Below are 7,352 nucleotides of genomic sequence, written 5' to 3'. Positions count from 1 at the left end.
GGTCAAGATGGGCCTCGGCTGGGAGCCCGCGTTCGGCGGCCGCGACATCGACCTCGACGCGTCCGTCATCGCCTACGGCCCGCAGCGCAACTTCGTCGACGCCTGTTACTTCGGCAAGCTGTCCATCCTGGGCGGCTCGGTCAAGCACTCCGGTGACAACCTGACGGGTGAGGGCGCCGGGGACGACGAGGTGATCGTCGTGGACCTCGGCCGGCTGCCCGCCGAGATCAGCGGCCTGGTCTTCACGGTCAACTCCTTCTCCGGCCAGAAGTTCACGGAGGTCGCCAAGGCCTACTGCCGGCTCATCGACGCCGCGACCGACGAGGAGCTGGTCCGCTTCGACCTGACCGGCGCCGAGCCCCAGACGGGCGTGATGATGGCCAAGCTGATCCGGCAGTTCTCCGGGGAATGGGAGATGACCGCCATGGGCGACTTTGTGAAGTCCCGCACAGTGCGCGGCATGGTCAAGCCGGCCGGCGAAGCCCTCTGAGCAGGTGGGCGGGCATATGCGGGCATCGGCCGCCCGGGCCGGGGCGGCCCGGGTGACCGATGCCACGCGTAATCCGGAGGTGGCTGTCAGTGCCCGCCCGTAGCCTTGGAAGCATGCAGACTTCACTCCAGCCCGCGGGTCCCGCGCGCCCGTCCGCCGCCGAGGCGAACGAGGCGATACGGCTCCTCGTCGAGACCTGGGCGGACGGGGAGTGGCCGTCGGAGGCGTACGAGTTCCTCCTGGAGGAGTGGGCCGCGGCCTCCCGCGCGGAGATGGCCACCGCCCAGTAGGCCCCCTCGCTCCCCCTGGTACGGGGAAAGGCCCCGTCAGCGCGGGGAGCGCCGCCACGGGCCGGTGATGGCCAGCATGATGCCCGGCTCCTGGATGTTGGCGTACAGGGTGCGCCCGTCGGGGGAGAAGCAGACCCCGGTGAACTCCGAGTACTCGGGCTTCTCGGGCGTCCCGATGTTCAGTTCGTTGCGCGCCAGCGGGTAGACACGGCCCGACTCGGTGGCCCCGAGCAGGTGCTGCAGCCCGTTGCCGTCCTCGGCGATCACCAGGCCCCCGTACGGGGAGACGGTGATGTTGTCGGGGCCGTCGTAGCCGCCCTCGGCGTCGGGGTCGGCGTTCACCCCGATGAGGACGACCAGGCGGATCGTGCGCCGCCTGGGGTCGTAGAACCACACCTGCCCGTCGTGCGCGGCGCCCGGGCTCTCCTCGCGCGCGTAGGAGGAGACGAAGTAGGCGCCGCCGTCGGCCCACCACATGCCCTCCAGCTTGCGCGCCCGGGTCACGGCGCCCGCCGCGAACTGCTTGCGCACCGACAGGGTCCGGGCGTCGCGGTCGGTGACCTCCACCCAGTCGACCCCGTACACGGTCCCGGTCCTCGTCGCGCGCGAGAGGTCGTCCACGAACTGCCCGGCCTTGTCGAAGCACTTGGCGGCCGCCAGCACCCCGGCGTCCGCGGCGAGGGTACGCAGCCGCCCCCGCCCGTGCCGGAAGCCCTCCGGCGGGGTCCAGCGGTAGAGCAGCCCGTTGGGGCCCGAGGCGTCCTCGGTCAGGTAGGCGTGGCCCTGGCGCGGGTCGATGACGACGGCCTCGTGCGCGTAACGTCCGAAGGCCTTGGCGGGCCGCGGGTCACGGTTGGCCCGCCGGTCGTGGGGGTCCACCTCGAAGACGTAGCCGTGGTCCTTGGTCATGCCGTTCTTACCGGCCAGGTCCTCGGTCTCCTCGCAGGTCAGCCAGGTGCCCCACGGGGTCGCCCCGCCCGCGCAGTTGGTCGAGGTGCCCGCGACGCCCACCCATTCGGCGACCTCGCCGCCGCGCCGGACCTCGACGACGGTGCAGCCGCCGGACGCGGCGGGGTCGTAGACGAGGCCCTCGGTCAGCGGGACGGGGTGGGTCCAGTTCGCCCGCGGCCCCTTCAGTTCGTGGTTGTTGACGAGGAGGGTGACCCCGCGGGCGCCCTCGAAGGCGGCCGTGCCGTCGTGGTTGGACGGGGTGCTCTCGCCGGAGTCGAGGGTGGTGACACCGCTGTGGGTGATCACGCGGTAGGAGAATCCGGCGGGCAGGGCGAGGAGTCCGGCCGGGTCGGGCAGCAGCGGACCGTAGCCGGGGGCGTGCGGGCGGCCGTGCCCCTCCGCCGCGTCGGCCGCGCCGGGACCCGGCTCGTCGGCGGCCAGCGCTCCGGGTGCGGTGGCGAGGGCGCCGACCGTTCCGGTGAGGGCGACGCCCGCGCCGGCGAGGGCGGTGCGGGCGGTGAAGTCTCTGCGGCTGAGGGGCATCGGGTCTCCAGGGGTGGGGAGGTGGTGCGCCTGACGTACGGTCGTCGGCGCACACGCTCCCGGCCGTACGTGAACGGCGGCTGACTTCCCCACGAACACGGACAGGCCCCTTGCCGCCGGCCGGAATGGCGAACTCCGGCCGCGGAAACGGCCTGTTGTGACCCCCTCTACGGCTCCGCCCGGCGCCCTCCCCCGGCGTGCGGCAGGTCAGGGCCGGCGCGAGCGGGCCTTGAACGCGGCCTTGCGGGCCTCCTTCGCGGCCTTCTTGTCCGGATGCAGCCGCCCCATGGCCTCCAGCACGTAGGCCGTCGCCGGGTGCTCGACCCGCCACACCTGGTCGAAGAAACCGGCGTGGTGCTCCGTCAGGCTCCGCATGAGCAGCGGCAGCTCCTCGGTCTCCCCGTCCGCGGCGAGCTGCGCCGCGATGGTGTCCACCGTCAGCCAGAACACCATCTCCTGGTCCGGTGCCGGTACGTCCGCCGCCCCGTGCTCGGCCAGCCAGACCCGGGCCAGCCCGCCGAGCTGCGGGTCGTCCAGCACGGCCCGCACCGCCGGCTCCGCCTCCGGCCCGGCGGGGGTGAGGGCCTGCTGGCAGCGCAGCCGGCGCAGCGGGGCGGCCTCGTCGTCGCCGCGCGCCGCGGCCAGCAGTTCGGCGACGGCGGCGGGCAGGTCCCGCCCGGCCAGCCACTGCTCGATCTCGGCCTGCGCGGCGCCCTCGGGGTAGAAGGAGACGGCGTCGAGCAGCGCGTCGGCGCCCTTGCCGGCCAGTTCCCCGACGGCGGGGGCCTCGACACCGGCCTCCAGCATGCGGGCGCGGACGCCGTAGAGGCCGAGCGGGGTCAGCCGGACCATGCCGTACCGGGTGATGTCCTCGTCGTCCTCCGCCTGCCCCGGGCCGCCGGCGACGGCGTCCGCGTCGGCGAGGTCGTCGGCCTCCGCCATCAGGGCCTCGTCGACGGGCTGGTAGTCGACGAGCCCGATCGGCTCCAGCTGCCGGAACTGGTCGTCCAGGCGCATCATCGCGTCCGAGACCTGCTCCAGGACGGCGTCGGACGGGTCCCCCATGTCGTCCGACATGATCATCGAGGCGGCGAGCACGGGCAGCGGCACCCGGCCGTCGCCGGGGGCGCCCTCGGAGACGCTGAGCAGGTAGAGGTTGGCGAGCACCCCGTCGAGGAAGTCCGCCTCGCGCTGCGGGTTCCAGTCGAGCCGGTCGAAGTCGATGTCGCCGCCCGCGTCCAGGGCGTCGACCAGGTCGTCCAGGTCGGGCACGGCGGCGTCCGCGAGGACCGTGTCCAGGGCGGCCAGCCACAGGTCGAGCACGTCGGCGGGCGCCCCCGAGGCCAGCAGCGGCAGGTCCTCCCCGGGCGCGGCGGTGCCGTACTCGGGCTCGGCGCCGTCCGCGCCGTCGCCGCTGTCCTCCTCCGGCTCCGTCACGTCGACCAGGCCGGTGTCCACGGCCACCCGCCAGGCCTGGCTCGCGTACACCGGCGAGTCCTCGTCGGCGGGGTCGAGGCCGAGCACCTCGGCGGCCGCCGGCAGCTGGTCGGCGACGAGTTCGCCGCCGACGTCGACACGGGTGTCGGGCCCGGCCCAGCGGGCGGGGCGGACGGCGCGGGCGAACAGCGGGGCGACGAGGGCGTCGCGGGCCAGCTCCGCATCGGAGTGCAGCCGTACCGGCGGCAGCGTGGAGTGCGGCTCTGCGGACATGGGGTGGGTCTCCTCGGACGGGCGCGCGCGACGGCGGGGCGAATCGGGACGGCGGGATGAATCGGGACGGAACGGATCGGCCGCGGTGGGACCGGAGGCGGTCGCGGAGGGACCGTCAGATCTCGTGCGGCGACCAAGCGTAGACGCATCCGGGGGCGGCCCGGCGTACCGGAACCGTCGGTTCATCCCACAGTCACCTGTCGTATTTCCTGTAGACCTTGACAACTTCGCTGGTCACGCAGGAGATTGACGCGCGTAGACGTTAAGGGACCGTCAAATCCCACCCCCCTCATCCTCCACACACCGGAGTTCCCTCCCATGCGCTCATCGCATCCCCGTTCCGCCGCCGTCGCCGCCCTCGTCGCCACCGCGCTGGCCTCCGGCCTGCTCGCGGGCACGGCCGACGCGGCGGAAGGCGCCGTGTCCGCCGATCCGGTACGCATCCACGACATCCAGGGCACCACCCGGATATCCCCGTTCAACGGCAAGGCCGTCGCCGACGTCCAGGGCATCGTCACGGGCGTGCGCACCTTCGGCTCGCGCGGTTTCTGGATCCAGGACCCCGACGCCGACGACAACCCCGCCACCAGCGAGGGCATCTTCGTCTTCACGAGCTCCGTCCCGACCGTCGCCGTCGGTGACGCCGTGAAGGTCTCGGGCACGGTCGGCGAGTACGTCCCGGGCGGGGCCGCCTCCGGCAACCAGTCCGTCACGCAGATCGCCAAGCCCACCGTGACCGTGGTCTCCAAGGACAACGCGCTGCCCGAGGCCACCGTCATCAACGAGTACTCCGTCCCGGCGGAGTACGCCCCGGCGGGCGACCCGGCCGCCGGCGGCAGCATCAACGGCCTGACCCTCGACCCCTCGCGCTACGCCCTGGACTACTACGAGTCCCTGGAGGGCATGAACGTCCGCATCGGCAACTCCCGCGTGGTCGGCGCCACCGACCCGTACGCGGAGATGTGGGTGACGGTGAAGGGCTGGGAGAACACCGTCAAGCGCGGCGGCACGCTCTACGGCTCGTACGAGTCCCAGAACACCGGCCGCCTCCAGATCCAGCAGCTCACGCCGCTCGCGCAGCAGCCCTTCCCGGTGGCCAACGTCGGCGACCGGCTGACCGGCACCACCGAGGGCCCGCTGGACTTCAACCAGTTCGGCGGATACACCCTGGTGGCCCGTACGCTCGGCACGGTCAAGGCGGGCACCCTCGCCCCCGAGAAGACCAAGGCCCAGTCGCCGGGCGAGCTCGCGGTGGCCACGTACAACGTGGAGAACCTCGACCCGACCGACCCGCAGGAGAAGTTCGACAACCTGGCGAAGGCGGTCGTCCAGAACCTGGCCTCGCCCGACATCGTGGCCCTGGAGGAGATCCAGGACGACAACGGCGCCAAGAACGACGGCACCGTCTCGGCCGAGGAGACCATCAAGAAGTTCACCGCGGCCATCGCGGCGGCGGGCGGTCCGGCCTACCAGTGGCGGTCCATCAGCCCCGAGAACAACAAGGACGGCGGCGAGCCCGGCGGCAACATCCGCCAGGTGTTCCTCTTCAACCCCGCCCGGGTCTCCTTCACCGACCGCGCCGCGGGCGACGCGCTCACCGCGACCGGCGTGGAGAAGGAGAACGGCAAGGCCGCCCTGACCCACTCCCCCGGCCGGATCGACCCGGCGAACCCGGCGTGGACCGACAGCCGCAAGCCGCTGGCCGGCGAGTTCGTCTTCCGCGGCCGCACGGTCTTCGTGATCGCCAACCACTTCAGCTCCAAGGGCGGCGACGAGGGCCTGACCTCGCAGCACCAGCCCCCGGTGCGCAAGTCGGAGGAGAAGCGGCTGCTCCAGGCGCAGGCGGTCAACACCTTCGTCAAGCAGATCCTCGCGGCCGACAAGAACGCGGACGTCCTCGCCCTCGGCGACATCAACGACTTCGAGTTCTCGAACACGGCGAAGGCGCTGGAGGACGGCGGGGCGCTGTTCTCGGCGATCAAGTCGCTGCCGAAGGCGGAACGTTACACCTACGTCTACCAGGGCAACACGCAGGTCCTGGACCAGATCCTGGTCAGCCCGGCGATCAAGAACTACGCGTACGACAGCGTGCACATCAACGCCGAGTTCTCGGTCCAGAACAGCGACCACGACCCGCAGGTGCTGCGCTTCCGTCCGTAGCTCCCGCCAGGAGGGGCCCGGCCGCCGCCACGGCCGGGCCCCTCTGCCACACTCCGGCCCATGATCTTCCGCGCCGCCACCCGCCAGGACCTGCCCGCCGTACTCGCCCTGCTGGCCGACGAGGACCGGGTCACCGACCCCGCCTCGGTCACGGTCGGCGAGGCGTACGAGCGGGCCTTCGCCGATATCGAGGCGGACCCGCGCAACGAGGTGCTGGTCCTGACCCGCGTGTTCCCCTCCATCTCCCTCGCCCAGGAAATCGGCCTCGCCGTCCTGCTCGTGGCCGCCCTCGTGTGGGTGCTCGGCCTCGGCCACATGCTGTGGGACAGCCGCTTCCACCACCCGGAGCCGGACGCCTACGAGGGCCTGCCGGTCATCCCGTCCCAGCGCACGGCGGCCGGGCACCCGATGGAGTCGGTGGAACTGACGCAGGCGGAGCAGGAGGCCTTCGCGGGCCTCGTCCGCACCATCCCGCTGCACTGACGGCGGCCGGCCGGCCCGCACGCGGCCGCGGCGACCTCGGTTGCGGGCCCGGCAGCCCGGCGGAATCGATCCACGGCGTCTTCCAGATCGTCAACCTGCAGACCGACAAGTGCGCCACCGTCGCCGGGGGCCTGAGCGACAACAACCTCGAACTCGTCCGGTTCACCTGCGACACGTACCCCTCGCGCCGCTGGACGCTGCAGCCCGGCTGAACGCCCCCGGACGCACGAGTGCCCTCCCGGCCGACCGGGAGGGCACTCGGCGCTGACGGGCGGGGCCGGTGGCCCCGCGCGCGTCAGTTGTGGCTGTGCAGGACCTCGTTGAGGCCGCCCCAGTTCGCCTTGTACGGGCGGGCCTCGACGGCGCCGGTGACCGAGTTGCGGCGGAAGAGGATGTTGTCGGCGCCGGAGAGTTCCAGGGCCTTGACGATCTGGCCGTCCGGCAGGGTCACCCGGGTGCCGGCGGTGACGTAGAGGCCGGCCTCGACGACGCACTCGTTGCCCAGCGCGATGCCGATGCCCGCCTCGGCGCCGATCAGGGTGCGCTCGCCGATCGAGATGATCTGCTTGCCGCCGCCCGAGAGGGTGCCCATGGTGGACGCGCCGCCGCCGATGTCGGAGCCGTCGCCGACCACGACGCCCGCCGAGATGCGGCCCTCGACCATGGAGGTGCCCAGGGTGCCGGCGTTGAAGTTGACGAAGCCCTCGTGCATGACGGTGGTGCCC

At 72.5% G+C, this 7,352-nt stretch carries 7 protein-coding genes; 4 read left to right on the top strand and 3 right to left on the bottom strand.

From position 1 onward, the window contains the following. Positions 1 to 490: TerD family protein (locus tag VR44_RS27520; protein WP_045950313.1), on the top strand; the 490-nt coding region annotated here is incomplete at its 5' end. Positions 491 to 603: 113 nt separating this feature from the next. Next, positions 604 to 780 (top strand): hypothetical protein, encoded by a 177-nt coding sequence (locus VR44_RS46080; protein ID WP_169791053.1) that lies wholly within the window; start codon positions 604 to 606, stop codon positions 778 to 780. Between the two features lie 36 nt (positions 781 to 816). Here the strand turns inward: VR44_RS46080 and VR44_RS27515 are convergent, their stop codons facing one another. Both VR44_RS27515 and VR44_RS27510 read right to left on the bottom strand, forming a co-directional pair. Further along, positions 817 to 2,274, bottom strand: a complete 1,458-nt coding sequence (locus VR44_RS27515; protein WP_045950310.1) for an alkaline phosphatase PhoX — start codon at positions 2,272 to 2,274, stop codon at positions 817 to 819. A gap of 207 nt (positions 2,275 to 2,481) precedes the next feature. Beyond that, positions 2,482 to 3,984, bottom strand: a complete 1,503-nt coding sequence (locus VR44_RS27510; protein ID WP_045950309.1) for a hypothetical protein — start codon at positions 3,982 to 3,984, stop codon at positions 2,482 to 2,484. Positions 3,985 to 4,302: 318 nt separating this feature from the next. On the opposite strand from VR44_RS27510, the gene VR44_RS27505 reads away from it, so the two are divergent. Then, positions 4,303 to 6,144 carry an endonuclease/exonuclease/phosphatase family protein gene (locus tag VR44_RS27505; RefSeq protein WP_045950308.1) on the top strand — a complete coding sequence of 614 codons (1,842 nt, stop codon included), beginning with the start codon at positions 4,303 to 4,305 and terminating at the stop codon, positions 6,142 to 6,144. Positions 6,145 to 6,204: 60 nt separating this feature from the next. Further along, positions 6,205 to 6,627 carry a hypothetical protein gene (locus VR44_RS47580; RefSeq protein WP_245692316.1) on the top strand — a complete coding sequence of 141 codons (423 nt, stop codon included), beginning with the start codon at positions 6,205 to 6,207 and terminating at the stop codon, positions 6,625 to 6,627. A gap of 295 nt (positions 6,628 to 6,922) precedes the next feature. Here VR44_RS47580 and VR44_RS27490 read toward each other — a convergent pair. Further along, a partial coding sequence (locus VR44_RS27490; RefSeq protein WP_045950307.1) for a DapH/DapD/GlmU-related protein occupies positions 6,923 to 7,352 on the bottom strand: 430 nt, incomplete at its 5' end.

The sequence above is a fragment of the Streptomyces katrae genome (assembly GCF_000966975.1).
Lineage (GTDB): Bacteria > Actinomycetota > Actinomycetes > Streptomycetales > Streptomycetaceae > Streptomyces > Streptomyces katrae.
The sequence above is the reverse complement of the archived record's forward strand: the minus strand, read 5'-3'. Positions and strand labels throughout refer to the sequence as shown.